Source organism: Glaciibacter sp. 2TAF33, assembly GCF_052114945.1.
In the GTDB taxonomy this organism is placed as follows: Bacteria; Actinomycetota; Actinomycetes; order Actinomycetales; family Microbacteriaceae; genus Cryobacterium.
Genome location: NZ_JBFRFS010000021.1, coordinates 1 through 23,551 on the forward strand (window position 1 = coordinate 1; position 23,551 = coordinate 23,551).

At 69.5% G+C, this 23,551-nt stretch carries 20 protein-coding genes and 1 rRNA gene; 11 read left to right on the top strand and 10 right to left on the bottom strand.

The window, feature by feature from the left end; genetic code table 11:
- Nucleotides 1-17: 17 nt before the first annotated feature.
- A 5S ribosomal RNA gene (rrf, locus tag AB4Y94_RS17115) occupies nt 18-134 on the top strand.
- 450 nt (nt 135-584) lie between these two features.
- Here rrf and AB4Y94_RS17120 read toward each other — a convergent pair.
- Nucleotides 585-1,439, bottom strand: a complete 855-nt coding sequence (locus tag AB4Y94_RS17120) for an RDD family protein (RefSeq protein ID WP_441729224.1) — start codon at nt 1,437-1,439, stop codon at nt 585-587.
- A 17-nt stretch (nt 1,440-1,456) separates the two neighbouring features.
- Between AB4Y94_RS17120 and AB4Y94_RS17125 the strand changes: the two genes are divergently transcribed.
- A complete protein-coding gene (locus AB4Y94_RS17125; protein ID WP_441729226.1) occupies nt 1,457-2,452 on the top strand; it encodes a stage II sporulation protein M in 996 nt (331 codons plus the stop codon).
- A gap of 180 nt (nt 2,453-2,632) precedes the next feature.
- Here the strand turns inward: AB4Y94_RS17125 and AB4Y94_RS17130 are convergent, their stop codons facing one another.
- Genes AB4Y94_RS17130 through AB4Y94_RS17150 form a run of 5 tightly spaced genes read right to left on the bottom strand, consistent with a single transcriptional unit; the run spans nt 2,633 to nt 8,160 of the window.
- Entirely contained in the window at nt 2,633-3,964 is a 1,332-nt protein-coding gene (locus AB4Y94_RS17130) for a DUF58 domain-containing protein (protein WP_441729227.1), read from the bottom strand.
- A 2-nt stretch (nt 3,965-3,966) separates the two neighbouring features.
- Nucleotides 3,967-5,085 carry an AAA family ATPase gene (locus tag AB4Y94_RS17135; RefSeq protein WP_441729228.1) on the bottom strand — a complete coding sequence of 373 codons (1,119 nt, stop codon included), beginning with the start codon at nt 5,083-5,085 and terminating at the stop codon, nt 3,967-3,969.
- Nucleotides 5,082-6,371: a DUF4350 domain-containing protein gene (locus AB4Y94_RS17140; protein WP_441729229.1), complete on the bottom strand. Its 1,290-nt coding sequence runs from the start codon at nt 6,369-6,371 to the stop codon at nt 5,082-5,084. The genes AB4Y94_RS17135 and AB4Y94_RS17140 overlap by 4 nt, the downstream gene beginning before the upstream one ends.
- Nucleotides 6,368-7,033 (bottom strand): DUF4129 domain-containing protein, encoded by a 666-nt coding sequence (locus AB4Y94_RS17145; RefSeq protein ID WP_441729230.1) that lies wholly within the window; start codon nt 7,031-7,033, stop codon nt 6,368-6,370. Before AB4Y94_RS17145 ends, AB4Y94_RS17140 begins: the two co-directional genes overlap by 4 nt.
- On the bottom strand, nt 7,030-8,160 hold the full coding sequence (locus tag AB4Y94_RS17150) for a hypothetical protein (protein ID WP_441729231.1): 1,131 nt from the start codon (nt 8,158-8,160) through the stop codon (nt 7,030-7,032). Before AB4Y94_RS17150 ends, AB4Y94_RS17145 begins: the two co-directional genes overlap by 4 nt.
- A gap of 132 nt (nt 8,161-8,292) precedes the next feature.
- Between AB4Y94_RS17150 and mtrA the strand changes: the two genes are divergently transcribed.
- The 6 genes from mtrA to secA all read left to right on the top strand — a co-directional run bounded on the left by mtrA (nt 8,293) and on the right by secA (nt 16,937).
- Complete coding sequence (gene mtrA, locus AB4Y94_RS17155; protein ID WP_441729232.1) at nt 8,293-8,973, top strand: MtrAB system response regulator MtrA; 681 nt, start codon at nt 8,293-8,295, stop codon at nt 8,971-8,973.
- A gap of 7 nt (nt 8,974-8,980) precedes the next feature.
- Nucleotides 8,981-10,642, top strand: a complete 1,662-nt coding sequence (gene mtrB / locus AB4Y94_RS17160) for an MtrAB system histidine kinase MtrB (protein WP_441729233.1) — start codon at nt 8,981-8,983, stop codon at nt 10,640-10,642.
- Nucleotides 10,635-12,326, top strand: a complete 1,692-nt coding sequence (locus tag AB4Y94_RS17165) for an LpqB family beta-propeller domain-containing protein (RefSeq protein WP_441729234.1) — start codon at nt 10,635-10,637, stop codon at nt 12,324-12,326. Before mtrB ends, AB4Y94_RS17165 begins: the two co-directional genes overlap by 8 nt.
- A 134-nt stretch (nt 12,327-12,460) precedes the next feature.
- Nucleotides 12,461-13,192, top strand: coding sequence for a ComF family protein (locus AB4Y94_RS17170; protein ID WP_441729235.1), 732 nt, complete (start codon nt 12,461-12,463; stop codon nt 13,190-13,192).
- Between the two features lie 86 nt (nt 13,193-13,278).
- Nucleotides 13,279-13,986, top strand: a complete 708-nt coding sequence (gene hpf, locus AB4Y94_RS17175) for a ribosome hibernation-promoting factor, HPF/YfiA family (RefSeq protein ID WP_441729236.1) — start codon at nt 13,279-13,281, stop codon at nt 13,984-13,986.
- A gap of 125 nt (nt 13,987-14,111) precedes the next feature.
- Nucleotides 14,112-16,937, top strand: a complete 2,826-nt coding sequence (secA, locus tag AB4Y94_RS17180) for a preprotein translocase subunit SecA (RefSeq protein WP_441729237.1) — start codon at nt 14,112-14,114, stop codon at nt 16,935-16,937.
- Between the two features lie 476 nt (nt 16,938-17,413).
- Here secA and AB4Y94_RS17185 read toward each other — a convergent pair whose 3' ends face one another.
- Nucleotides 17,414-17,896: an Rv3235 family protein gene (locus AB4Y94_RS17185; RefSeq protein WP_441729238.1), complete on the bottom strand. Its 483-nt coding sequence runs from the start codon at nt 17,894-17,896 to the stop codon at nt 17,414-17,416.
- 155 nt (nt 17,897-18,051) lie between these two features.
- Here AB4Y94_RS17185 and AB4Y94_RS17190 point away from each other — a divergent pair, with 155 nt between their 5' ends.
- On the top strand, nt 18,052-18,714 hold the full coding sequence (locus AB4Y94_RS17190) for a hypothetical protein (RefSeq protein ID WP_441729240.1): 663 nt from the start codon (nt 18,052-18,054) through the stop codon (nt 18,712-18,714).
- Nucleotides 18,715-18,873: 159 nt separating this feature from the next.
- On the opposite strand, the gene AB4Y94_RS17195 is transcribed toward AB4Y94_RS17190, so the two are convergent.
- Complete coding sequence (locus tag AB4Y94_RS17195) at nt 18,874-19,170, bottom strand: helix-turn-helix domain-containing protein (protein WP_441729241.1); 297 nt, start codon at nt 19,168-19,170, stop codon at nt 18,874-18,876.
- Between the two features lie 135 nt (nt 19,171-19,305).
- Between AB4Y94_RS17195 and AB4Y94_RS17200 the strand changes: the two genes are divergently transcribed.
- Nucleotides 19,306-19,953, top strand: coding sequence for a hypothetical protein (locus AB4Y94_RS17200; RefSeq protein WP_441729242.1), 648 nt, complete (start codon nt 19,306-19,308; stop codon nt 19,951-19,953).
- Between the two features lies 1 nt (nt 19,954).
- Nucleotides 19,955-21,226 carry an AAA family ATPase gene (locus AB4Y94_RS17205; protein ID WP_441729243.1) on the top strand — a complete coding sequence of 424 codons (1,272 nt, stop codon included), beginning with the start codon at nt 19,955-19,957 and terminating at the stop codon, nt 21,224-21,226.
- An 85-nt stretch (nt 21,227-21,311) separates the two neighbouring features.
- Here AB4Y94_RS17205 and AB4Y94_RS17210 read toward each other — a convergent pair whose 3' ends face one another.
- Both AB4Y94_RS17210 and AB4Y94_RS17215 read right to left on the bottom strand, forming a co-directional pair.
- The gene (locus tag AB4Y94_RS17210) at nt 21,312-23,087 is read right to left on the bottom strand and encodes a DUF5671 domain-containing protein (protein WP_441729244.1); all 1,776 of its coding nucleotides are present in this window, start codon (nt 23,085-23,087) and stop codon (nt 21,312-21,314) included.
- Nucleotides 23,084-23,551, bottom strand: coding sequence for a hypothetical protein (locus tag AB4Y94_RS17215; RefSeq protein WP_441729245.1), 468 nt, complete (start codon nt 23,549-23,551; stop codon nt 23,084-23,086). Before AB4Y94_RS17215 ends, AB4Y94_RS17210 begins: the two co-directional genes overlap by 4 nt.

Below are 23,551 nucleotides of genomic sequence, written 5' to 3' on the forward strand. Positions count from 1 at the left end.
TAAACATCAACAAGTGTTTCGGCGGCTATAGCGAGAGGGAAACGCCCGGTCACATTCCGAACCCGGAAGCTAAGACTCTCAGCGCCGATGGTACTGCAGGGGAGACCCTGTGGGAGAGTAGGACACCGCCGGACTTAACTTAGAAACACACAAGAAAGCCATCCCTTCGGGGGTGGCTTTCTTGCGTTTAACCCCTCCGGTGGTCGAGCAGCCCCCCGGTGGTCGAGCCTGTCGCGACCCATCCCATCCCTTCCCACACCGGCGACGGGGCACAGCATCCGCTCCCAGCTCAACGAACGAGCGACCAGCAGGAGCCGGCCGCGCTCCGCCGGCGGTCACCAATTGAGGTGGGCGGCAGGTGCGCCGCTAAGCGGCAGGCGTGCCACCCGCACACCGGCGCAGGTACCGCACATCTTCGGCTGCCTGGGTGTGCCGCGCCCCGCGGGCAACCCAGGCAGAAGGGGCGGGAGCGGCAAGAAAGGGGGCGGAGCCGTGCGGCGTGAATCGGATGCTTTCCGCGGGTGTCCGGCGTTGGCCACCAGCCGCGTCCGGTCTCCGGGCGCCCGATGCAGTGGCGGACAGGCTCAGCGGTCCGGGAAGTCGTGAGGCCGGCCCGAGAGCACGGGGTGGAGGCGGTCGAGATGACCGCGCTCGATGAGGAGAGCGGCGTACTCGCGATCACGGCGAAGCGCCTGCACGCCTGCCAGGAACACCTCGGCCGGCACTGCGGGCACGGGAGAGACGTAAGCGCATGCCTCGGCGGCCAGTTCCGCGGCGATCCGGTCCCGTGCGTGCGGGCTCTGCTTCGCGGCCTGGCGGAGGAACTGGGCAATCCGGCGGGCGAGGCCGTCAGGGAGCTTGGCGACGTCGGCAGTGTGCGCCCAGGACGCGAGTTCCAGGGGGACGCCGTAGGCGGCATCCGCTGACCGGGGCACTCTCTCATGCTGGCTGTAGGTGCCCGCGAGCACGTCTCCGAGTCGCTTGGACTTGCCGTTGAGGAGAGCGATGGTGACCGCAAGGCCGCCAAAGGTCATGTAGATCTCGATCACGCCCACCAGCGCCCGAATGAACGCGTGCCGCAGCTGGATGGCGCCGCCATCGTCGCGCACGATACGCGCGCCGATGGCGAGTTTGCCGAGCGAGCGTCCGTTGGTCACGGTCTCCACCAGCATCGGCACGATCAGGATCGAGAAGACCAGGCCGGTGACCATCAACGCCTGGCCGAGGGCGGCATCGATGACGTCGCCCAGCAGCCAGCCCACCAGCAGCGACAGCAACAGGGAGAGCAGGAGGTAGGCGACCCAGTCGATGATGGTGCCGGCGGCCCGAAGGATCACGCTCGCCGGGCGCACATCGAGCGCAACCGCCTCTCCCGTGATGAGCTCGTGCTCATTCCGCGGATCTTCGTCGTGAACCACCGGGGGCAGGGCCTTCGCCATGTCTACTATTGAACCAGATGGATCTCGACGCTTACTCCGCCGCGCACCGCGCCGAATGGGACCGCCTTGCCGACCTCGGCAACCGGCGGCGGCTTTCCGGCTCCGAGGCCGACGAGTTGATCGAGCTGTACCAAGCCGGCGCCACCCAGCTCTCCGCGATCAAGACCACGGCTGGGTCGACGCTCCAGGGTGACCGGCTCTCGGTGGGGCTCTCCCGCGCCCGATTGCGCTTCACGGGCGCGGGCGCGAACCTGCTTGCGCAACTCCCGCGGTTCTTCGTGGCGCAGCTGCCCGCGGCGCTCTACCGGCTTCGCTGGCTGACCCTGGCCGTCGCCGTGGTGACCTTCCTGGTCGCCGGGCTCTACGCCGCATGGGCGCTCGGTAACCCGCAGGTGCTGGCCAATTTCGGCTCCGACGCGGAATTGCAAAAGCTCGCCGACACGGACTTCGTCGACTACTACTCGAGCAATCCCGCCGCGTCGTTCGCCGGGCAGGTCTGGACCAACAACGCCTGGATCGCCGCCCAGTGCATCGCGTTCGGCATCCTCGGCGTCTACGTGCCGTACATCGTGCTGCAGAACGCGCAGAACCTCGGCGTCAACGCGGCAGTGATGTTCGCCTACGACCAGGGCGACACGTTCTTCCTGTACATCGCGCCGCACGGGATGCTGGAACTCACGGCGATCTTCGTCGCCGCAGCCGGCGGGCTGCGGATCTTCTGGGCCTGGATCGCGCCGGGGGCACGCCCCCGCGGCCAGGCCCTTGCCGAGGACGCCCGCGCACTGTTCACTGTGGCGATCGGACTGGTGTTCGTGCTGCTGGTGTCCGGCATCATCGAGGGTTTCGTCACGCCCGCGCCGTGGCCGTGGCCGGTGAAGATCGGGATCGGGGCGGCGGCGCTGCTCGCGTTCCTGGCCTACATGCTGGTGCTCGGCCGGCGCGCATACCGGGCGGGCGAGACCGGGGACCTGGACGAGTTCGGGGCCGGATCCAGTCGCGTCTTCGCCGGCTGAGGCATCCGCTCGCAGGCGCTGGGCGCGCGGGAATGCACGGGGCGCGCGATATTTCGGGTGCCGGGCGCGATATCGGGTGCCCGGCACACCTGGCGCTCGAGGGTGCGCTGCGAGCGGTGGCGGGCGGACATGGTGGCGCACATGAGGGTGAGCGGCGGTGCTGACGGGGCGAACGCCCCGCTACAGTCGCCCGGCGGCCTTCAACGCGATGTAGCGGTCGGCCAGGGCGGGCGGCAGGTCGGCGGGTGCGCCCGTGACGACCTCGGCGCCCAACTGGCGGATCGCCGCCGAGACACGCGCCACATCCAGCATCGCCCGCTCGGCTGCCGCCGCCCGGTACACCTCCTCGCGGTTGCCGCGCTGGTGTGATGCCGCCAGCGCCGCCGGGTCGGTGACGGATGCGACGACAACCGTGTGCCTGCGGGTCAGCTGGGGGAGCACCGAGAGCAGTCCGGTGGAAGCCCCGGCTGCGTCCACCGACGTGACCAGCACCACCAGGGCCCGCTGCGACGTGATCGAGCGCACCTGCGCGGGAACGGCAGCCCAATCCATCTCGATCAGCTCCGGCTCGATCAGCGCCATCGCGTCCACCATCCGGGAGAGCAGCTCGGCGCCCTGCGCACTCTGCACCCGACCGCGCACCCGGCGGTCGTAGGCCAGGAAGTCCACCCGGTCCCCGGCCCGGGAGGCGAGCGCGGCCAGCAGCAGCGACGCCTCGAAGGCGGTGTCCAGTCGCGGCTCGTCGTCGATGCGGGCCGCCTGGGTGCGTCCGGTGTCGACCAGGATCACGACCCGGCGGTCCCGCTCCGGACGCCAGGTGCGCACCATTATCTTCTGCCCGGCGCCGGCCGCCGAATCGTTCCGCCGGGCCGTCGCCCGCCAGTCGATCGACCGCACGTCATCGCCGCGCACGTATTCCCGCAGCGAATCGAACTCGGTGCCCTGCCCGCGCACCATCACCGCCGTTCGCCCGTCGAGTTCCTTGAGGCGGGCGATCCGCGACGGCAGGTGCTTGCGAGCGTGGAACGGCGGCAGCACCCGGATCCGGCCGGGCGCGTCGAGGGTAGCCTGCCGGGCGAACAGCCCGAGCGGCCCGAACGACCGCACGGTGACGTGTCCCACCCGACGTTCGCCGCGCCGGAACGGCGTGAGAACCAGCGACACCAGCCGTCGCTCCCCGGGCGGCACCGACACCGGTGAGCGGTTGTTGCCGGCACCGGCCGACGGCTGCCAGGCGTCCCGGACCACCGCGCGCAGCATCCGTCGCCCGGTGTTGGTCAGGTACAACTCGCTGGTCACAGATTCGCCGAGTCGCACCCGCGACGGCAGCGAGCGGGCGACGGCCAGCCCACGAGGGGAGGCCGCCAGCACCAGGTCGAGGACGCCCAGCGCGACAGCGAGGAGTAGCCACAGCCCGAGCACCCCCACCGCCTCCGCCAGACCGCGCCCGAGCAGCACGATCGGCACCACGCCGAGGGCGAGGAGCAGGGCGAAGCGGCCGGTGACGGTCATGACTAGATCGGAACCTGGACCTGCTGCAGGATCGACCGCAGGATGGTGTCAACAGAGACGCCCTCGAGCTCGGCCTCCGGGCGCAACTGGATCCGGTGGCGCCACGCCGGCAGCACCATCGCCTGCACGTGGTCGGGAGTGATCGCGTCGTATCCGGAGAGCCAGGCCCACGCCTTGGCCGAGGCCAGCAGCGCGGTGGTGCCCCGGGGACTCACGCCGAGTTTCACCGACGGGCTGTGCCGCGTAGCCCTAGCGAGGTCGACCAGGTAGGCGAGCACGTCCGGGCTCGTCCCAACGGATGCCGCTGCCGCCTGCGCCGCCGCCAGCTGCTCGGCTCCCAGCACCGGGGTGACCCCGGCCCCGGCCAGGTCACGCGGGTTGAACCCGGCGGCGTGCCGCCGGAGCACCTCGATCTCGGTGTCGCGCTCGGGGAGGTCGAGCACGAGTTTCAGCAGGAACCGGTCCAGCTGCGCCTCGGGCAGCGTGTACGTGCCCTCGTATTCGATCGGGTTCATGGTCGCCGCGACGATGAACGGCACCGGCAACGGCAGCGACACGCCGTCGACGCTGACCTGGCGCTCCTCCATCGCCTCCAGCAGCGCCGACTGGGTCTTCGGCGGGGTGCGGTTGATCTCATCGGCAAGCATGATGTTGGTGAATACCGGTCCCTTGCGGAACTCGAAGTCGCCGGCCTTGGCGTCGTAGACCAGCGACCCGGTCACGTCGCCGGGCATCAGGTCGGGGGTGAACTGGACACGCTTGGTGTCGAGGCTGAGCGCGTGGCTGAGCGACCGCACCAGGAGTGTCTTGGCCACACCGGGGACCCCCTCCAACAGCACATGGCCGCGGGCGAGGAGCGCGATGATCAGCCCGGTGACGGCGCCGTCCTGGCCGACGACGGCCTTGCCGACCTCGGCGCGCACCTGCGCCAGGGTCGCGCGGAGTGCGTCGGTGTGAGCGACGGTGTCGGCACCCCCCGCGGCCGACGCGGAGCTCTCGACCGAGGAGCCCGCGACCGCGGACGTGGTGGGCTCTTGGTTGTCGGCCTCACGGGTGCCGGGATCCCTGTTCACGGGCTCGGCGGCATCTGCGGCGACCTGTTCGGCGTGTGCGGGTGTCATGGGTCCATTCTTCCGTGCTGAGTGGGCTGAGTGGGCTGGCTGGGCGGGACTGACGGGTTCGTCGCCCGCCGGGTCGCGCGTTCGAGGGCGGCGAGCTGGTCGGAGAGGGCGAGGAGTTCGCGGTCGGTGGCCGGGACGGCGTCGAGCAGGGTCGATCTGACGCTCGGCGCCGGGTGTCCGGTGGCAGCGGCGACGGCGAGCACGACAGCGTCGAGCGATGCGGTGCGGGACAGTCCGGTGTAGCCGGCGAGGCGCTGGACGGCGCCCACCCGCAGCGCGTCGAGGGCGCGCAGCCGGGACGAGCTCCGCGCGTACAGCCGGGCCCTTCCCTCCATGGTTTCGCTCGCCTTCACCGTGACCGGGAGGTTCTCGGCGACGAGCGGACCGAAGCGGCGTCCACGCCAGACCGCGGCGGCCACGGTCACCAGCACGAGCAGCAGCAGGGTGGGCGTGACCCAGCCCGGCGTCAGTGCGCCGATCGAGGGCGGCCCAGTCTGCGGAACGTCGGCGAGCGTCGGCAGGTACCAGACCAGGGTGTCGCCGGCACCGAGCAGGTTCAGCGCCAGTGCGGCGTTGCCGAAGCTGGCGATCTCGTCGTTGCTGAACACCTCGGCCGGCCCGACCAGCGTGAGCGTGTGGGCATCCGCTGCCCGTTCGACCACCGAGAACGTGTTGTCGCCGCTCGGGAAGCACCCGGTGAGGGTGGTGCCTTCCGGTGCCGAACCCGGTTCGGCCACGCCGAGGGTGCGGCCGCCGGGGGAGAGCGTGCCGGCCTTCACGGCGGCCGGCAGGTCGCAGTGCGCAGTCAGGGCATCGCGGTGGGAGACGCCGCCGAAGCCGACCTCCGGGGCGAGGGTGCTGATGGCGCGGAAGTCGGGTGCGGCGATCACGGTTCGGGGTGCCAGCCCGGCCATCTCGGTCAGTTGCTCCGCGCTGAGGTAGCCCTTGTCGTCGGAGAAGAACAGCGTGCTGGCAGCGGATGCCTCGGCCGCGGTTCGCGCCTCGGCGAGGCTGTGCGCGAGGGTCACCTCGACGCCTTGCTGCCGGAGCACCTCCACGAGCGCCATACTCCCGGCGGGCGCCGGATTGTCCCCGGCCAGTGGGATCCCGGCCGCGTTGCTGCCGCCTGCCACGAGCGCGGCGACGATCGACACCAGCACGGCCGCGGCCGCGGCAACCACCCAGAACAGGGCCTTGCGACCGGCGGCGCGAACCGTGAGTGTCGTCGACGTCGCGGGAGCGACCGACCTGGGGTCCTGCACACCTGCTGGTGTGAACGCGGTCATCGGCTCGACATCCCGTCCGGGGCGGCGAATACGGCGGGCTGCGCGGTGGCAAGTGCCCTGTCGAGCTCACTGAGCGCACGGTATCCCTGCTCGGTGCCCGACCGGCCGAGGTACCGCACCTGGTCGAAGGCCAGGGCGGCCTCCGCCAGGCGCCCGCGCTCGGCCGGGAATGCGACGGCCGCACGCAGCGCGAATTCGTGGGAGGTGGTCCCGGGTGTCACCGTGAGCACCGTGCGTTCCACCAGTCCGCGGGCGATGGCGCGGAACAGTTCCTCGATGGCCGGGCCCCAGTCGCCGCGCTGGGCGGCAGCCTGTCCGGCCCGGCGCATGTCGTCGGCGGTTCGCCGGTCGTCATCGCCGAACAACTCGGCCGCCAGGCGGCTGCGGCGGTTCAGCCGGGGCAGGCCGAAGATGAGGAAGGCCGCGACCACCACCCCGACGACCAGCACCGTGATGATCAGCGGCACCCAGGCGATGAAGCCGTCGCCCGATGGTGCGGTCAGGGATCCCAGCCAGTCGAAGAACGCCTGCGACAACCGGTCGAACCACGTGGGCCTGGCCGCCTGGTACGGAGCCTTGGCCAGTTCGTCCCGCAGCCACTGCTGCGCGTCCGGCGCCGACGGGTCGACCGGGATGTCCGCCGGAGAGAACCGGCCGGTCACGTCAGGTACGGGTCGGGCACCGGGCCGGTGCCCGACTGCGCGTTCGACCCGGCCGCGTGCGACGCCGCTGACTCGACGAAGCGCTGCAGCTCGAGGTCGAGTCCCTCCTTGCGCATCCGCAGGTCGATGTAGATCAGCGCCGTCGTCGCCGACTGCACGACCGCCGCGACCGCGCCAAGCACCAGGGCCACGAAGAGGATCAGGACATATAGCACGATCGACGGGATGTAGGCCTCAAAGGCGCCGTTCGGGTCGACCAGGTTCACCGCCACGCCGAAGAGGATGGACAGCGGCGTGGTCACGATCTGCGCCACGATGTTCACGATCGCCGCCACCAGGAACTCCACGCCGAGGGTGCGCCAGAAGTATCCGGTCGTGAGCGACCAGGAACGCCGCACCGCCCGAGGAATGCTCAGCCGTTCCAGCACGATGAGACTCGGCACCAGCGACGTGCGGGTGAACACCCAGACGGATGCCGCCACCAGCGCGAGTCCGCCGAGCACCCCGATGACGATGCCGATGACCTGCCACGGCCCGCCCAGCACGACCAGCAGCACCACCAGGCCGCCGATGATCGCGATGGCCAGGAGCAGCGCACCGCCGAGTACGACGGCCCACAGGGCGAGCGGCCACAGGCGGCGGCCGGCGCCGCGCCAGAGGGCACCGAGCCGCAGCTTCTCGCCCAGCGTGGCGCGGGCCACCTCGAGCACGATAATGCCCTGCAACAGGGCCGACGCGATGATCGACAGGGCCACCGGCACCAACGCGGACAGCACGATGGTGAGGGTCGCCCCCGCCATCACGGTGTCCTGCTCGTCGATCGGGGCATCCGCTACCCGGCTGAGCGCGAAGAAGGTGACCAGGCCGACCACCACGAGGGTGACCAGGGTGATGCCGGCCTGCACCAGCAGGGCGCTGCCGAAGGTCGCCTTCGGGTTGCGCTTGAGGACCTGGAACGGCGCCCACAACAGGGTGCCGAACCCCAACGGGCGCAAAGGGATCAGACCGGGCTTCGGCGGCGGGGCCCAGCCGTTCGGGGCGCCGACCGGCAGGTACTCCCCGTAACCCGGCGCCGCGTCAGAGGGCGCGGCTATGGCGGGTGGTTGCCAATTCTGCGGATCGGTCACGAGATCAACTCTGGCATAACGATGCCCCGGAAGGGCGTGCTACGGCCAACGGAGGGCGCACTCGACTACTCTTGTGCCAGAGATGGCATCACTTGTCGCGAAGTTGCGCGCGAGGTAAGCGAAAACGGACGTATGAACCCACGCATTCTGGTCGTCGATGACGACACCGCCCTGGCCGAGATGATCGGCATCGTGCTGCAGAGCGAAGGCTTCGAGATCTCATTCTGCGCCGATGGTGCGGAGGCCCTCGACGCGTTCCGCGAGGCCAAACCAGACCTGGTGCTGCTCGACCTGATGCTGCCGGGGCTCGACGGCATCGAGGTGTGCGCCCTGATCCGGTCCGAGTCGGGTGTTCCCATCATCATGCTGACCGCGAAGTCGGACACCACCGACGTAGTCAAGGGCCTGGAGTCCGGCGCCGACGACTACATTGTCAAACCGTTCAACCCGAAGGAGCTCGTCGCCCGGATCCGCACCCGTCTGCGCCCGGCTCCCGCGCCGGCGTCCGAGACCCTCCACATCGGCGACCTGATCGTCGATGCCGCCGGACACGAGGTCAAGCGCGGCGACACCCGGATCAACCTGACCCCGCTCGAATTCGACCTGCTGCTCGCGCTGGCGTCGAAGCCGCAGCAGGTGTTCACCCGGGAGATGCTGCTCGAGCAGGTCTGGGGTTACCACTACAAGGCTGACACCCGCCTGGTCAACGTGCACGTGCAACGGCTTCGCGCCAAGGTGGAGGACGACCCGGACAACCCGCGCATCGTCATGACCGTGCGCGGCGTCGGCTACCGGGCCGGATCGGTGGCTTAGGAGACCGGTGGCTGGGTCCACGGGAGTTTCCCGCATCACCTGGCGGTCCTGGCGGTCCTGGCCCGGATCGATCGCCGCGCTGTGGCGCTCGTCGCTGCAATTCCGCACGGTCAGCATCACCGTGGTGTTCTCCGGCGTGGCCATCGTGATCGTCGGCGTGTACATGTCCGTCAGCATCGGCAACGACCTGTTCCAGTCACGGCTCAGCCAGGTGCTGCTGGACTCCAACCGGGCGACCACGGCGGCGCAGGGCGTGCTCGACTCCTCCGACGCCACCGATCGGGTGCAGGTGCAGATGCTTCTGGGCTCGGCCACCACCACGATCTCCGCGGCATCCTCATCCAACCTGATCGCCGTGTTCCGGGTCCCCGGCCAGGAGCCCTCGACTGTCGCCCCGCAGGACTTCTCCCGGTTCGGCGCGTCGACGGACGCGATCACCCCTGAACTGCGCGCGGCCGTGCAGGAGAACACCGCCGAGCAGCACTGGCAGTCGGTCGCCCTGACCACAGAGGATGGCGGCAAGATCCCCGGCGTCGTCGTGGGCTCGCAGATCACCCTTCCGGTCGCCGGGCGATATGAGCTGTACATCGGGTACAGCCTGCGCGACGCCGAGAACACGCTGCAGTTCGTGTTGCAGACGCTTCTCATCGCCGGTGTGGCGCTGATGGCGCTGATCGGCGCCGTCACCTGGATCGTGGTGCGTTTCGTCGTCACGCCGATCCGGGTCGCGGCCGAGACCAGCCAGAAGCTGGCCTCCGGCGACCTCGAGGTGCGGATCCCGGAGAAGGGTGAGGACGTCATCGCCACGCTGGCCCGGTCATTCAACGGGATGGCAGACAGCCTGCAGAGCCAGATCCGGGAACTCGCCGACCTCTCCGAGGTGCAGCAGCGGTTCGTGTCCGACGTCTCGCACGAGCTGCGGACCCCGCTCACCACCATCCGGCTGGCCGGCGACGTGCTGTTCGACCAGAGGGACTCGTTCCCCCCGGCCACGCGGCGCACCGCCGAACTGCTGCACACCCAGGTGGAACGGTTCGAACTGTTGCTGTCCGACCTGCTGGAGATCAGCCGCTACGACGCGGGTTCGGTGCTGCTGGAATCCGAACCGACCAATCTCGTGCACCTGGCCGAAGACGCGATCGACGGGATGCGCTCGCTGGCGGAGTCCAAGGGAACCGACCTTCGGCTGGTCGCCCCCGGCGGACACCTCAACGCAGAGGTCGACCCCCGTCGCATCCGTCGCATCCTGCACAACCTGATTGGAAACGCCATCGAGCACGGTGAGGGCAAGCCGGTCGTGGTGTCTGTGGACAGCAACCAGAGCGCGGTGGCGTTGTCAGTGCGGGACTACGGGCTGGGAATGAGCCAGGCCGAGGTTGCCCATGTGTTCGACCGGTTCTGGCGCGCCGACCCGTCCCGGCAACGCACCATCGGCGGGACCGGCCTGGGCCTGGCGATCTCCCTCGAAGATGCCACCGCGCACAAGGGCTGGCTGCAGGTGTGGTCCAGCCCCGGGCACGGCTCCTGCTTCCGGCTGACCCTGCCCCGTCGGGCCCTCGGCCCGCTCACAGCATCTCCACTGCCGCTTCCCCCCGAAGACGCGGAGAATACACTCACCAACATTGTCAGGACTGACATCGGCGGCGGGAACGGAGGCCAGCATGACTAGAAGATTCCGGATGCTCGGCCTCGCGCTCGCCGGACTCACCGCCCTCGGCATGGTGCTCGGCGGCTGCTCCGGCATCCCGCGAGCCGGCGGCGTGCGCGTGGGCCAGCCCGCCCCGCAGGGCGACACCCCGCCGGCGGTATTCCTGCCCTCCCGCCCGGAGAAGGACGCCAGCCAGGAGACGATCCTCCGCGGTTTCATCGAGGCGGCCTCGAGTCCCGACAACAAGTACGCCATTGCCCGGGAGTTCCTCACCCCGGACTTCAGCGACGCGTGGAAACCGGATACCGGCGTCACGATCGATGATGGAATCGGCCGCACACCGCTGCAAATCGACGAACTCACCATGCAGATGTCGGTCGAGCCGGTGGCCGAAGTCAATGGGAGCGGCGAATACCACGAAATCGAGACCTCCACCCAGTCGCCGCTCCGCTATGAATTCGCCAAGGTCGGCGGCCAGTGGCGCATCAGCAAGGCGCCGAACGGCATCGTCATCGACGAGAACACGTTCCCCGATGTGTTCAGCGCCCAGGCGCTCTATTTCTACGACCCCGGTTTCAGCTTCCTGGTACCGGACCTGCGCTGGTTCCCGCGCGGGGCGACCGCGCCAACGCGGATCGTGAAGGCGGTGCTGGCCGGGCCGAGTCCCTGGCTGGTCGGGGCCGTGGCCACCGCCTTCCCCGAAGGCACCGAGCTCACCGCCGACGCCGTGCAGGTGGTGGCGCGGGACGCCAAGGTCGACCTCAACAGCCAGGCGCTGAACGCCGACCGGATCACGATGCAGCGGATGAAGTACCAGCTGCTGAACAGCCTCCCGCCCGGGATCAGCGTGACCGTCACGGTCGACCGCAACGCGCAGGACATCGGCGACCTCGGGGCGCAGGCGCCGGCGGTGAATCCACGTGTCGACGCCCGTGCTTTGGTTCTCCGCGCCGGCCAATTCGGCTACCTGGCCGCCACCGGCGACTCGCTCACCCCGATCCCCGGGCTGAGCGACGCGATCGTCGGGCTCGCCCCGAGCGCGGTCACGCTGTCGGCGGGGCAGACGGTGGCTGCCGCCCTCACCCCGAACGGCGTTTACGGCGTGGCCGTGGGTGACAGCCCGAAGCTGCTCGACCCGCGCGCCGGCCTCGTCATGCCATCGGTCGACACCTTCGGGTACATCTGGTCCGTGCCATCCGCTCGCCCGAACGAAGTGGTCGTCTACGACACCGCCGGCGACATCGTGCCGCTGCCGACGCCCTGGGAGGAGTACACCTCGATCCAGGCGCTCAAGGTCTCCCGCGACGGCACGCGGGTGATCGCCCTGATGCGCTCGGGAAACGACACCCGGCTGGTGGTGGCCGGCATCAAACGCGACAAGAACCTGCCGGTCGGCCTCGGCGAGCCGGTGACCCTCGCCTCGGGAGCGGGGATTCCACTGGACGCGACCTGGGTCGACGAACTCACCGTTGCCGCGTTGACCACGTCCCCCGGCGGCCTGGAATCCCTGAAGGCGTACCGGATCGGCGGGCAAAGCCTCGAGTTGGAGTCGGCCCCGGACGCCGTCGCGATCGTCGGCAGCAACACGCTCCGCGACCTGCGGGCGCTCACCTCGGACCACGGGCTGCTGGTGCAACGCGGTGTGGGCTGGCAGCAGCGCATCGGCCAGGTGGTGCTCGTGGCCACGCAGCAGGGTGTGGGCTAGGCGGCGCCAGCTGTTCGCGCCTGCCGGCGGCACCTCCCGCGCCCTGCGTCCTCCACAGGGAGGCCGCCGCCGAGTTGTCCACCGATCGGTCGGCTGGCCCAGCAGAAGCCGGCCTGACGGTGCAATATCTGCGCATGAACCGCTCGCTCACCCCCGGCGCCGTCGCACGCGCCGTCGCACTCGAGGCGCTGCGTGATGCCTGGGCGGTGCTGGCTCCCACGCAGTGCAGCGGTTGCGGCGCACCCGACCGGGCGCTCTGCGCGGCCTGCCGGCTCGCCATCGACCCGTTGGTTCGGCGCATCGAGCGTGACGGCCAGCCCGTCTGGTGCAGTCTCGACTACTCGGGCGTCGCGCGCCGGGTGATCGGCGCGTACAAAGACGGCGGTCGAACGGATGCCGCCTCGGCGTTGGCGCCCGCGCTCCGGCAGGCGATCATCGCGGCGCTCGCAGCCGGGCAACCTGGGAACGGGACTGTGCACCTCGTTACGATCCCGTCCTCGCGTGCGGCGTGGCGCATCCGTGGCTATCACCCGGTGGAGCTGCTGCTGAAACGAGCCCGGCTGCGGTCGACCCCGGTGCTGCGGCAGGTCGGCGAGGCACGCGACCAGGTGGGGTTGCAGCGCGCGGAGCGGATGCGGAACAAGAGCGGATCGCTGGTCGCGACGCGCTCCGCCGAGGGGCTCTGCTGCGTGATCGTCGACGACATCGTGACCACCGGCGCGACCCTGTGTGAAGCCCGTCGCGCCGTGATCGCCGGCGGCGGGACCGTGCTCGGGATGGCGGCGCTGGCGGAAACCCCGCGCCGTCACCCGGTTCCGCCGCCACCAGCGAGCCCTTCACAGCAAACTGGTCGGCAAATGCTGTGACTTCTGGTGGCACCCGGGCTACGGTGGTGGGAAAGGCGCGAAAAGACCGCCCTGATTTGGGCGGTTCGCCAGATCTGGAGGTCGTCATGGAAACTAACATCGTCGGACGAAACCTGGGGATCACTGATCGCTTTCGGGACTATGCGACAGAAAAGTCAGACAAGATCGCCAGCCTCGCTGAGAAGGCTCTCGCACTCGAGATTAAGGTCAGCCGACACCGTGAGAAGAACGGCGCAGCAGGGAACGACCGAGTCGAACTGACTCTGATCGGCAAAGGTCCGCTGGTTCGGGCCGAAGCCGACGGCTCGGACAAGTACGCTGCGTTCGATGTGGCCCTGGGCCGCCTGCTGGAGCGGGTACGCCGGGCCAAGGATCGCAAGAAGGTGCATCGTGGCGGCGCCCATCGCCCCACCTCGCTGCACGAGGCATCATCGGCCGGGTTCGATTCCGTCGTCGACATCACCCCCGCCGACGCCGAGACGCTGGAACGCGTCCGCACCGGGTCCATCCCGGTCGTCACAGAACAGAGTCAGGAAGGCGAAGCGGCGCCGGAGGAATACTGCCCCGTCGTGATTCGTAAGAAGGTGTTCGCGTCCGCCCCCATGACGGTGGACGACGCGCTTTACTTCATGGAATTGGTGGGACACGATTTCTACCTGTTCCAGGATTCCGAGACCAACCGGCCGAGCGTGGTTTACCGCCGTAAGGGTTGGGACTATGGGGTCATCGGGCTCGATGACAATGCTCCGGAATACCAGGAGGCCGAGACGGTTGCCCGCGAGCGCAGCCTCTGACCACGTAGAATTGTTATAATTGCCGGTTAGTCGGCGCGGTGTGTCGGCCGGCTGAGCCGGTAGGCGCGTGCGGTTGCCGGACGACAGGCGTGAATGAGCGCCGTGACGACTAGTGGAGTGCATTCGTGGCCTCAATTCTTGAAAAGGTTCTTCGTGTAGGCGAGGGGCGGGTACTCCGTCGTCTCGAGAACTATGCGAAGGCCATCAACGCGCTGGAAGACGACTTCAAGAGCCTCAGCGATGAGGAACTGAAGAACGAGACAGTGCAGCTGCGGGAACGCTACGGCAACGGCGAGTCACTCGACGACCTGCTGCCGGAGGCGTTCGCCGCGGTCAGGGAGGCTTCGGTGCGCACCCTGGGCCTGCGTCACTTCGACGTCCAGCTGATGGGCGGCGCGGCACTTCATCTCGGCAACATCGCCGAGATGAAGACCGGTGAAGGCAAGACCCTGGTCGCCACGACCGCCGCGTACCTGAACGCCATCACCAGCCGTGGCGTGCACATCATCACCGTCAACGACTACCTCGCGAGCTACCAGAGTGAGCTCATGGGCCGCGTGTTCCGCGCCCTGGGGATGACGACCGGATGCATCCTGTCCGGCCAGACTCCCCAGGAGCGCCGGGAACAGTACATGTCGGACATCACCTACGGGACGAACAACGAGTTCGGCTTCGACTACTTGCGCGACAACATGGCCTGGCAGGCCTCGGACATGGTGCAGCGTGGCCACTACTACGCCATCGTCGACGAGGTCGACTCGATCCTCATCGACGAGGCCCGGACCCCGCTGATCATCTCCGGGCCGGCATCCGGTGAAGCCAACCGGTGGTTCAACGAATTCGCGAGCCTCGCCAAGCGGCTCGTGCCCGACGAAGACTTCGAGGTCGACGAGAAGAAGCGCACCGTCGGCGTGCTCGAGCCCGGGATCGAGAAGGTCGAGGACTACCTCGGCATCGACAACCTGTACGAGTCGGCGAACACGCCGCTGATCTCGTTCCTCAACAACGCCATCAAGGCCAACGCCCTGTTCAAGAAGGACAAGGACTACGTGGTGATGAACGGCGAGGTGCTCATCGTCGACGAGCACACCGGCCGCATCCTGATGGGCCGCCGTTACAACGAGGGCATCCACCAGGCGATCGAGGCCAAGGAAGGGGTCGCGGTCAAGGCCGAGAACCAGACCCTCGCCACCGTCACCCTGCAGAACTACTTCCGCCTCTACTCCAAGCTCTCCGGCATGACCGGAACGGCGGAGACCGAGGCGGCCGAGTTCATGAGCACCTACAAGCTGGGCGTCGTGCCCATCCCGACCAACAAGCCGATGCAGCGCATCGACCAGTCCGACCTCGTCTACAAGAACGAGGAGGCGAAGTTCCAGCAGGTGGTCGAGGACATCGTCGAGCGCCACGAGAAGGGCCAGCCCATCCTGGTCGGGACCACCAGCGTCGAGAAGAGCGAGTACCTCTCGCGGCTACTGGCCAAACGCGGTGTGCGGCATGAAGTGCTGAACGCCAAGAACCACGCCAGGGAGGCGGCCATCGTCGCCCAGGCCGGACGTCTGGGCTCCGTCACCGTCGCCACCAATATGGCAGGCCGCGGCACCGACGTCATGCTCGGCGGCAACGCCGAATTCCTCGCCGTCGCCGAGATGAACGCCAAGGGCTTCAGCCCGGTAGAGACCCCCGACGATTACGAAGCAGCATGGGACGACGTGTTCGCCGACGTCAAGGCCACGGTGAACGAGGAAGCCGAGAAGGTCGTCGCCGCCGGTGGCCTCTACGTGCTCGGCACCGAACGGCACGAATCCCGCCGGATCGACAACCAGCTCCGCGGACGCAGCGGCCGTCAGGGGGACCCGGGGGAGAGCCGTTTCTACCTCTCGCTCACCGACGACCTGATGCGGCTGTTCAACGCGGGAGCCGCTGAAGCCCTGATGGGACGCCAGGGCGTCCCCGACGACATGGCCATCGAATCCAAGGTTGTCAGCCGGGCCATCCGCAGCGCGCAGTCTCAGGTCGAAGGCCGGAACGCCGAGATCCGCAAGAACGTGCTGAAGTACGACGACGTCCTCAACCGCCAGCGTGAGGCGATTTACAGCGACCGGCGTCACATCCTCGAGGGTGACGACCTGCACGAGCGGATCGAGCGCTTCCTCGAAGACGTCATCAACGAGGTCCTCGACGTTCACACCGGCGACGGCAACGGCGACGACTGGGACTTCGACGCGTTGTGGACCGAGCTGAAGACGCTCTACCCGGTCGGCGTGACGATCGACGAGGTCGTCACCGAAGCGGGCAGCCGCGGCAAGATCAACCGCGACTTCATGCGCAGGGAGATCCTCTCCGACGCCAAGCTCGCCTACAGCCGCCGCGAGGAATCTCTCGGGTCGCCGGCCATGCGTGAACTCGAGCGCCGCGTGGTGCTCTCGGTGATCGACCGCCGCTGGCGCGACCACCTGTACGAGATGGACTACCTGAAGGACGGCATCGGCCTGCGCGCCATGGCGCAGCGTGACCCGCTGGTCGAGTACCAGCGCGAGGGCTTCGCCATGTTCCAGCAAATGATGGGGCAGATCCGGGAAGAGACCGTTGGCTTCCTGTTCAACCTCGAGGTTGAGGTGAGCCAGGCCCCGGGCGAGGTCGCCGGCCCGATCGTCGACGCCAAGGGGCTCACGCCCGCAGGCACCGGCGAGGAGAAGCTCAGCTACACCGCCCCGAGCGACTCCGGCGGAGTCGAGGTGCGCAACCAGCGCGGCCAGATCCAGCAGGCCGCGACGGACCGCGCGCGTCGTGCAGCCGCCGCGGGCGAGTCCGGCGAAGCGGATGCTGCCGGTGCGGCAGCGCCGGCCGGTCCGCCCCAGCGTGGTGCGTTCGGCCAGCCCACCGGTGGAGCAGGCGGGGCCGCGCCGGTCAACCGCGCCGAGCGCCGCGCCCAGGGCAAGAAGAAGTAGCGCCCGTACGGGCGCCCTGCGCGGGCGCCCGTACGGTTGCGCTCCGGCGCTCCCGCGCTCCCGCGCTCCCGCGCTGCGGCTCGCCCCGGGCCGCCCCGTCCTAGTCGCGTGTGCGGCCAAAGTGTCGCCTCGCGGGTCGACGAGGCGGCATTTTGCCCGCACGCGTTCGCGCCCGCGCTCCGGCCCGCGCTCCGGCCCGCGTCCGCTCCCGCGTTCGCTCCGTCCTGGCCGCGCGTGCGGCCAAAGTGCCGCCCGAGGGGTCGTTGAGGCGACACTTTGCCCGCACGCAGCGACAGGGAGGACGGGAACGAGGGGCGCGGCGGGTGTTCGCCTGGTCGCGGGAGCGAGAGGCGCGGCGGGCATTCGCCTGGTCGCGTGTGCGGCCAAAGTGCCGCCCGATGGGTCGTTGAGGCGGCATTTTGCCCGCACGCGGCGGCGAACGGGGCGCGAGGGTGCGGGGTGCGACGGGCTGAGTGTCAGAGCACGTTGATCGCGCTGGCCCGCCAGCGGTTGTCGAGCCCCTCCAGGCGCAGGGCGACTGCGCGGGCGCGGGCGCGCGTGTGCACGATGACGACCGCTTCGATCACCCCGTCGCGGGGCTCTGAAATGTGCACTCGGCCGATGCTGATCGTGGGCCGTTGCGGGCGCTGGCCCTTGACGGCGCGGGCCCGGGCGGAGAGCACCACCCGTTTCAGCAGGTGCGTGTAGACGTCGTCGCTCACCCAGCGTGCGATCTGGTCGAGTTCCCGGGCGCCAGCCAGCACCTCGATCACACACCGGGTCAGGTTCACCACCAGGGGCTCGGGGTCGGGCAGGTTCTGTCGCGTGCTCGGCTGCACGCCGAAGAAGTCCTCCTGCAGAAACTTTTCCCGTTCCGCCCGTTCCGCACGTTCCGCCCGTTCCGTACGCTCCGCTGCGGTCTGGCCGGGGGATCCGGCGGGCGCGGGGAGTTGGTTCATGGCGGCTCCGATGTGCGGACGAGCTGCGTCAGCCCCCGTTCGGGGGATGACCTTTAGGCGAACACTCAACCAGTAGAACTGAGGAATCGTCAAGTGTTTATATGAGTTGTGGATAACCCGCGCGCCGCAGCGGCCGGCCGACTAGTTTCGGAGCTGTGCGCTGGGACAACCTCTTCGACGACCTCGAGGGACAGCTCGAGCAGGAGCTGAACGCCGAGGAGACAGACCTGCGCGCCGAAGAGGAGCGGCTCCGGCTCGGGCGGCTGTCGCTCCGGAACCGGCTGACCAGCCTGTCCGGCCGGGATGCCAACGGCGGCACCCAGCTCCTTCAGGTGGTGCTCGTGTCCGGTGAGACTGTCACCGTGCGTCCGACCGCCTTCGGCAGGGACTGGCTCGCCGCCGACCTGATCGCCGCGACCGTGCCGCCCGCAGCAGGGCCCGCAGCAGGGCCCGCAGCAGGGCCCGCAGGAGTGCCCGCAGCGACGGCCGCGGCACAGTGCGTGTTGCCGCTCGCCGCCATCGCCGGCGTGCTGCTCCGCGCCGGCCAGGTGGAGGCGTCACTGCACGCCGAGTCAGAGTCCGCGGCGCGCATCGTCGACCGCATCGGCCTGCCGTTCGTGCTCCGGGACCTGTGCCGGCGCCGGAAGGCGCTCGAACTCCACACCCCCACGGGTGTGCTGGCCGGCACCATCGACCGGGTCGGTCGTGACCACATCGACCTCGCTGTCCATGCCCCCGGCACCCTCCGCCGCTCGCGCGAGGTCGCGCACGTGCGGATCGTGCCCCTCGCCCACATCCACCTAGTGCGGCTGGCGTAAAAGTGAAGCAGGCGATCCCCGCTGAGGTGTCACAAATCGACCTTCCCAGTGCGGCGGAAGGTCGATGTGCGCCCCCTCACGCGAGCGAGGCGGATGCCGGGCGCGACGACGCCGGTGCCGACTGGAATCCCGCTCGGCGCCGGCTGGGAAACGGCTGGCTCAGCGCCGCTCCCTGTTCGGCCGGATGATCGTGCCGCCGGATAACTCCGGGATGTTGGCGAAATCTGACTGCTGCCACAATGACATCCGCCTGGCCTCTTCGTACTTGGCCTCGATGTAGGACTCGAGCACGGTCCGTTCGACCCGCCAGACCTTGCCGCTGCCGATGCGGATCGCCGGCAGCTCATGGCTGCGGACCAGGTCCAGGGCTTCGGTGACCGTGATGTTGAGGATCTCGGCGGTGTCGGCGAGTGTGAGGAAACGACCGACTGCGTCGGAGGGCACCGAATCGTTCATGAGTCGATTATCCGCTGTCGCGGCCAGGCGCGGGCCGCCCTGTGGATAACTTGCACGCGGGATCGCCGAACCGGCGACGATGGGAGGCACGGACCGGCAGGTGAGTGGGAGCAGGTCAGAGGGGAGCGGCGACGCGTGACAAACCACGTGACGGACAGGCCGGGAACTCGCACCCGCCGCGGGTTCTGGTTCGATCCGCGGTTCGCGATCGGGCTGGTGCTGGTCGTGGCCTCCGTCGTCGGCGTGTGGGCCATCGTGGCGAGCGCGGATCGCTCGGTTGCGGTCTACGCCGCCCGCGACGCCCTGTCCATCGGCGACCGCGTCGTAGCCGCAGACCTCACCATGACACGGGTGCGCCTGGACTCAGCCGGCCGCCTCTATGTCACCCCGCAGCGGATGCCGTCCGACGGCCTCGTCGTCACCCGCGCGGTGGCCGCCGGCGAGCTGGTACCCGTCTCCGCAGTCGGGACCCAGGCCGGTGCATCCGTCACCAGTGTGGTCGTTGCGGTGAAGAGCAAGCTGGCCGGTTCCCTCGGCCCTGGCTCGGTGGTCGACGTCTGGGGTGCGCGGGAGACCGGCCAGGGGCAATTCGGGCCGCCGGCGGTGATCGTCGGGTCGGCATCCGTGGTGCGGGTGATCGAATCGACCGGTCTGATCGCCGATGGCACCGGCCAGTCGGTGGAGATCCTGGTGCCGAAGGCGAAGGTCGCCACGGTCCTCGAGGCCATCGCCAACCAGGATGCGATCGCCCTGGTCCCGGTCAACGCGCCCCTCGGGAACTGACGTGGTCGCGCTCGCCCTGGCCCTCGACCGCCACACCGAAGACCGCCTGCTCGGCGACCTGGTCGAGCACGGGCACACGGTGGTGGCGCGGGCTGCCACAGCCGCCGACCTGCTCGGCAGCCTCGACGCGGCAGGCGCGCGAGGGCCCACAGACACCGTGGCGCTCGTGGGCGCCGCCCGGTTGACGCTCACCGCCGAACTGATCAACGGATGCGACGCGAAAGGCGTGCGGGTGATCGCGCTCGCGGCGACGGACCTCGACCGCCGGTACGCCGCCTCCCTGGGCCTCTACGAGGTGATCGGTGCCGATGCCCGCTGGCCGGACATCGAGGCGATGCTGGTCGGCGGGATCGCGGTGCCGCTGCGGGTAGGCGACCAGTCCCGCGCCACCGGGGCCCTGAGGCGCGGGTCCGTGATCGGGGTGTGGGGCCCGGCCGGGGCACCGGGGCGCACCACCCTCGCCATCAACATCGCCGCGGAGATCGCCGCGGCCGGGCACACCGTCGTGCTCGCCGACGTCGACACCTACAGCGGCTCGGTAGCGCCGAGCCTCGGCATGCTTGACGAGGCCCCGGGCTTCGCCGCCGCCTGTCGGCTGGCCGGGTCTGACAGTCTCCGGCAGTCCGAGTTCGAACGGATCGCCCAGCGCTACAACTCGCCGCAGGGTGCGTTCTGGGTGCTGACCGGGTTGGGCCGGCCGTCTCGCTGGCCGGAACTCTCCAGCGAGCGTGTCACCAAGACCATCCAGGCACTTCGGCTCTGGGCCGATTATGTGGTGCTCGACACCGGGTTCAGCCTGGAAAGCGACGAGGAGATCTCCAGCGACCTGTTCGCGCCCCGGCGGAACGCCGCCACCGTCAGTGCGCTCCGGGAAGCCGACCACGTGGTCGCCTGCGGCCTCGCCGACCCGGTGGGGATGGCGCGGTTCCTGCGCGCCTGGGTGGAACTGGCCGACGTGCTCACCACCGAGCGGGTGAGCGTGGTGATGAACCGCGTGCGCGCCAGCGCCGTCGGCCTCGACCCGAACGGCCAGGTGGTGTCGACGCTCCGGCGGTTCGGCAACATCGACGGAGCGGTCCTGGTCCCGAACGACCAACAGGCAACGGATGCCGCGGTGCTCACCGGACGCACACTCCGCGATGCGGCGCCGAAGTCACCGGCACGGGCGAGCATCCGTCGATTCGTGCAGTCGGAGTTGCTGGCCGAGACGGCCCCGGTCACCGGCCACCGCCGGACGGTATCCTGGCGGCGGCGTGCGGCGGCGACGAGCTGACGGCAGCGCGCGCCAAACCGCCGGCCGCCAAACTCCCGGCCGCCACGCTCCCGGCCGCCACGAGCGGGGCGAGCCACACCGATCGTCAATCCCGGAGCGGGATCACGTCGATGCGATCGGCGGGTCCAGTGATGACGAGAACCCGAGTGCCGCTGACCCCGGCGAGGGCCCCGGCAACGCGGTCGTCGTCCGGTCCGGCGTGGGCCGCGCTCGGCGCGGCGGGGAGCCCCGTATCTGCGCGCAGCCAGGCCGTTACACTCGCGCCGGTGAGGTCTGTGATGGCGCGAGACAGGGGCCCGGGGTCGGCGTCGGTCACCAAGATGACGTGTCCGATCGTGTGCGGGCGCTCGGCACTGGACTGCGCGATCGCGGCCCGGTCGCCCCGCCAGACGCTGAAGTGATAGGCGAAGGCCAGGCCGGTGGCGATGAGCAGTCCGAGCGGAGCCCGCACCCGTTCGACGAGGGAGCCGGCCACGGCCGGGTCGAGCAGGAACTCGAAGACCCGGGACCCGACCACGAGCAACGCAACCAGCGCGACGACCGCGCTCAGGCCGAAGACGGCGATCAGGTAGACCCGGCGGTCGCTCGACGCCACCTCTGCGACGGTCGCCGGCGCGGTCGGCTTCCACACCAGCCACCACACCGGACCGCCGACCAGGAGAGCGCTGATGCCGGCGAGGAGCAGCGTTCGCGGTTCGGATCCGGCGAGCGACGGTGTGGCCGTGGCGAGCAGGGAGTTGATGATCACGCCGGTTCCGGATGCCGTCGCGACCAGGGCGATCCCGGAGGTGACCAGCCGCGCCGCGGCGGCGGCGGGCCGTTGTCGGGCGATTCCCCGGTGGTAGACCCACACCAGCGCTCCGAGCATCGCCGAGGCGATAGCCGCCCCCAGCGGGTCGAGCAGCCGGCCGGGCGGGTCGGTGCGGTCGAAGGCCAGCCTGAGCAGCGCGAACAACGCCGTACCGGCTCCGCCGAGGGTGAGGATCCCTGCCCCGAGGATGCCGAAGAGGACGAGCGTCACGTCGGCCAGGCCGCCTCGAAGCAGCCGGGCGCCGTTCCGGAACCAGTGCCACCACCAGACGAGCGCCCCCGCTATTGCCCAGGCCGCAGCCTGCAGCACGGGACGCCACCACGGGTAGCCGACCGACGCCGCCTCAGCGAAACCGCCGATAGCTGTGTCGATCGCGCTCTCGGTCGCACGGTCGAGCAGGGTGCCCAGGGCGGTGACCAGGCCGCCGACCCCGATCACGAGCCCGAACACCGACCCCGCCATGTTGGGGGCGGTCAGCAGCAGTCCGGGGCTCGTGCCCGGGTGTGTGAGCATCCAGCGGTGCCACAGCCACACGCCGGCCCAGACCAGGGCGTTGGCCAGGGAATGCTGCTCCCAGTCCTCGCCGATCAGGGACGTCACCGTGACCAGGAGCGCACTCACGAACGTGATCAGCGACACGGTGGTCATCGCCGCCAGGTACAGGCTCCAGCCCACCGACGTTCGTTCGGCGGGTTCCCCCGCCCGGCGCCAGACCACCCACCAGAGGAGCGCGGCGAGTGGCCCGCCGATCAGCGTGAACGTCAGGGACCTGGCAACGCCAGCGGTGTCTGCGGCGACCAGTTGGTCGCCGGCATCGAAGACCCGGCCGAGCAGCCCGGCCAGGCCGATGGCGGCGATCGTCACGAGCGCGAAGAGGAGGACGTAGACGATCAGGCGCCGCACGATCGGCTGCGCCACGTTCTCCCGCCGGCCGGTCTTCACGAGCGACCCCCTGCGCACCCCGATGATCGTGGCCACAATGCCTCCCACCACAATGCCTCCCACCACGACGCCGCCGACGACGACGGCGATGAGCGCGGCGGAGATCATTCGGTTCCCTTGTTCGGCGGGCACACCGTGAGCGGCCAGGGTGTGGTGTCGATGCGCCACTGCCCGGCAACCCTGACCAGGTCGAACACACCGTCGGATTCGGATTCGGCCCTGTCGAACGGCCCGCCCGGGTAGGACGTCACGATCGACACGGTCACGTCGGCTGAGTCGTCCCGCTCTGTGGTGGAGACCAGGACGACCCTGATGTCGTCGGTCACATGGCTCTCCCCGCCGGTGCAGCGCGCCACCACCTCGGCGGTGAGGTACCGCCCGGCGGCCGACTCGTCGCCGGCAATGACTGCCTCCGAATACCGCTGGACGACCCCGGCCGGGCTCGATGGGTCCAGCTGGCGGGGCGCTCCTCGGGTGAACACCACCACCAGCGCGACGACAACCAGGGCGATGATCACCCCGATGATGGTCCACAACGTTCGATCGGGCGACTTTTTCAGAGTCTCGTCCAT